Here is a 4,010-nt window from a genome sequence, read left to right on the forward strand (position 1 = left end):
GGCCCGTCGCAGTTGCTTTGCGACGGGCCGGCCCTTTCGTCGTCGACCGTTACCGGCGGACCACGGCGGCATCGGCCATGCGGTCGTGCCAGGCGCGGCCCTGCGGGTCACCGCTGATGGATACGCCGACGAGAATCGGGACGATGATGCCGACCGCCGGGATGAGGCCGCCGAGGTTCCAGAGGTTGCGCATGAAGGAACGGCCGAAGGTGAGGTTTCCGCCGGTGTGGACGTCGATGACCTTCCAGCCGAGCAGCTTCTTGCCCGGCGTCGCGCCCCAGGAGCTCTCGCAGATTGCGTAGTACAGCGGCTTGCCGATGAGGGTGAAGGCTCCCAGCAACGCCCACCCGAGGAACGGGATCGCGGCGAGGATGAGGAGCGGAATGAACATGAGGACGATGAAAATGATCGCGTCCAGGATCTGCCCGCCCCACCGCGGCAGGGCGGACACGCCCGCACCCGACACCGGGAGGGTCTTCTCGCCGATCGGCACGCCGCCGTGGCCCGCCGCGCCGTAGGCCTGCATCGGCTGCTGTGCGTACGGCTGGATCTGGCCGTAACCCTGCTGCGGGTAGCCCTGTTGAGCCGGCTGGCCGTAACCCTGCTGGCCATACCCGCCCTGGCCATAGCCCTGCTGGCCGTAACCCTGCTGCCCGTAGCCGGCCTGACCGTATGGATTGGCCGCTCCCTGGCCGTACCCCGCCTGACCGTAGGGATCGTTGCCGCCCTGGGGGCCGAAGGGGTTGTCGTACGGGTTGGTCATGACGATCAGCTCCTCGAATCGTTTTGGACACGCAAAGCCTAGCGCCGAGCGCGGAAAAGTCGCGCCTCGGGGGCCGTCCGCTCGTTCGAAACCTCCCCCGAAAGAACGACTCCCCGCCGACTCCGGGCCTACATCGGGGCGATTTCGCGCTTCTTGCGCGCCTGCGGCATCTGCTTGTCGCGAAGCTGGTCGAGCGCACGACGCAACTGCACACGCGTGTCCGAAGGCAGGATCATCGCGTCGACGTAGCCGCGCTCCGCCGCGACGTACGGGCTGGTCATGTTCTCGTTGTAGAAGTCCATGAACATCTTCTTCATCGCCGGCTGCTGGTCCTCGGGGACCTCGGCGAGCTGGCGGCCCTGGATCATCACCACGGCGGCTTCGGCGCCCATCACGGCGATCTGCGCCGTCGGCCACGCGAAGTTCAGGTCGCCGCCCAGGTTCTTCGAACCCATCACCGCGTACGCGCCGCCGAAGGCCTTGCGCACGATGACGGTCACCTTCGGCACGGTCGCCTGCGCGAGCGCGAAACCGAGCTTGGCGCCGCGGTGGATGATGCCCGACTTCTCCTGCTGCACGCCCGGCAGGTAGCCCGGGGTGTCGACGACGTAGACGATCGGGATGTCGTAGGCGTCGCAGATGTTGGAAAACCGCGACCCCTTGTCCGAGCAGTCCGCGTCGAGGCAACCGGCCAGGTGCATCGGCTGGTTGGCCAGCACGCCGACGGTCCGGCCGTCGACGCGGGCGAAGCCGGTGATCAGGTTCGGGGCGTAGTCCGGCTGGACCTCGATGAAGTCCTCGTCGTCGAAGATCCTGGTCAGGACCTCCATCATGTCGTAACCGGCGTTGGGGTCGTCGGGGATGATGGTGTCCAGCGACCGGTCGCGGTCGGTGATCTCGTCGGACGGCGCCCAGTACGGCGGCAGCGGCTCGTGGACGGAGCTGGGCAGGCGGTCCAGCAGGTCGTGGACGTAGTTGAAGGCGTCTTCCTCGTCGTCGGCGACGTAAGAGACGTTGCCGTTGCGGGCCTGCTGCTCGGCGCCGCCGAGCTCGGCGGAGCTGATGTCCTCGCCGGTGACCGAGCGGATGACCTCGGGGCCGGTGATGAACATCTCGGTGCGGTCCTTCACCGCCACCAGGAAGTCCGTGGTCACGGGCGCGTAGACGGCGCCGCCGGCGCACTTGCCCAGCAAAATGGAGATCTGCGGCGACTGCCCGGACAGGGGCAACTGGCGGCGCGAGATCTCGGAGTACATGGCCAGCGACGTCACGGCGTCCTGGATGCGGGCGCCGCCGGAATCGTTGATGCCGATGACCGGGCAGCCGACCTTGGTGGCCAGGTCCATGAGGTCGCAGACCTTCTTGCCGAAGGTGACGCCGACCGAACCGCCGTAGACCGACTTGTCGTGCGCGTACACCGCCACCGGTCGGCCGCCGATGCGGGCGGTGCCGGTGACCACGCCATCGCCGTAGGGGGCGTCTTCTTCGCCGGGGGTGCGGCCGAGCTGACCGGTCTCCACGAACGACCCCGCGTCGACCAGGCGGGCGATGCGCTGGCGGGGCGTGGTCAGCCCCGCCGCGTCACGGCGTGCCTTGGCCCGCTCGCTGCCCGGATCCTGTGCCTGCTTGAGGCGCTCCTTCAGGTCCGCGAGCTTTTCGGCGGTGGTGTTGAGAGTCAATTCGATTACTGTCCGTTCCGGGATTCGGTGTCCAGGTCGTCGAGCCGGTCCCCCAGCCAGGAACCGACCTTGGAGATTTCCGGTTCATCGACGATGGCGAGGTGATCGCCGCACAGGTGCACGATCTCCAAATCGTCGACGATAGCCGACCATCCGCCATCCTCATCAATCGTCGCGTAGCGCGGCTCGAGTTCGATGGCGCCGTCGTGCATCCGCTCGGCGCGGAAAAGTACGACGGGCACGTCGACCTCGGCCCAGCGGGTCATGTCCAGCTGATCGAGGATGCGGTTGTCCACGAAGGACGCGCGCTGGTGCTCGAGGACGCCGCCGGACAGCCCGTGCTGGGTGGAGTCGGCGGTGGCGAGGAACTGCTCCAGCATGGTCAGCAGCCCTTCCTCGCCCTGCTGGTCGAGCAGGTCGTGGGGCACCGGGATGTCCAGGCCGTAGGTCCGCTTGGCGAAGTCGGCGTAGCGATCCCAGCGGGCGTGCATCTCCTCGGGGGTGTCGGGCACCTTCTCGGAGGGCTGGACGGTGTCGAGCAGCACGATCTGCGCGACGTCGATGCCGGAGTCGCGCAGCTGGTGGGCGACTTCGTAGGCCAGGGCGCCGCCGAAGCTCCAGCCGCCCAGGATCACCGGCCTGCCGTCGGCGCGGTCCCGGATGTCGTCCAGGTAGGCGGCGGCGCGGTCGGTGAGCTCGCCCTCGCGGCGTTCGACGCCGTAGACGGGGACGTCGGCGGGCAGTCGGCGGGCCAGGGGCTGGTATACGGCGGAGGATCCGCCGGCCGGGTGGAAGAGGAACACGGCGGGCTTCGTCGACCCTTCGGGGCGTTCGCGCAGCACGCGGATGTTGCCCTCGACCTCGACTTCGAGGTGGGGGCGCAGCGTTTCGGCCAGATCCGCGATCGTGTCGGCGGCGCGGACGTCGTCTGCGGTGATGTCGGCGCCCGCCCGCTCCGACAGGCGTGCGGCGAGGGCGTCGACGGTGGCGTCGTCAAGCGCGGGCAGTTCGTCGGTGACGCCGCCGGCGGTCGTGCCGACCACGGTGGCCCAGGTGCCGAACGCCATGCGCTCCGAGGCGTCGCGCGGCGGCACGTTGATGCCTTGCTTTGCGACGCCCGCCTCCCGGCCGGACGTCGACTCGGCGCCCGCGGCCGGGGCCTCCTCGGCGCCAGCGGCGTCGGAGTCGTCGGAGGCATCGTGGGCCTCGGCGACAAGTTTCTCGACCAGGGCGATGACGTCGGCGACCGACGCGTCGCGAAGCGCCTGCACCTGCAGCGGCGGGATGGAGAAATCGTGCTCCACGCGGTTCTTGATGCGCATGCCCATCAGCGAATCCAGGCCGAGGTCGATGAGCGGCAGCTCCAGCGGCAGATCGTCGACGTCGTAGCCCATCGCTTCGCCGACGATGACGCGCAGATGCGTCTCCACCGGCACACCGGACTCCGGAGACCAGCCGGGCTCCCCGTCCGTTCCCGCCGCGCCCGCGGCGGTGGGCATGCCCGGGGCGGCCGGGGTGCGGTTGACCGCGCCGAAACCGGCGGGCGCGCCCGCGGCGGTCGACTCGGC

Annotated in this window: 3 protein-coding genes; all 3 read right to left on the reverse strand. The window is 69.3% G+C overall.

The window, feature by feature from the left end; genetic code table 11:
* Positions 1 to 49: 49 nt before the first annotated feature.
* Complete coding sequence (locus tag HMPREF3121_RS01820) at positions 50 to 763, reverse strand: RDD family protein (RefSeq protein ID WP_070519404.1); 714 nt, start codon at positions 761 to 763, stop codon at positions 50 to 52.
* A gap of 128 nt (positions 764 to 891) precedes the next feature.
* Positions 892 to 2,442, reverse strand: coding sequence for an acyl-CoA carboxylase subunit beta (locus tag HMPREF3121_RS01825; protein ID WP_070519405.1), 1,551 nt, complete (start codon positions 2,440 to 2,442; stop codon positions 892 to 894).
* Between the two features lie 5 nt (positions 2,443 to 2,447).
* Positions 2,448 to 4,010, reverse strand: a 1,563-nt coding sequence (locus HMPREF3121_RS01830; protein ID WP_141742923.1) for a non-ribosomal peptide synthetase, incomplete at its 5' end; no start/stop codon positions are given.

The organism is Corynebacterium sp. HMSC11E11 (assembly GCF_001807025.1).
GTDB classification, from domain to species: Bacteria; Actinomycetota; Actinomycetes; order Mycobacteriales; family Mycobacteriaceae; genus Corynebacterium; species Corynebacterium freneyi.

Excerpts from the sequence above, each read along its gene's own strand:
- HMPREF3121_RS01820 (WP_070519404.1), bottom strand. The coding sequence starts at position 763 with ATGACCAACCCGTACGACAACCCCTTCGGCCCCCAGGGCGGCAACGAT.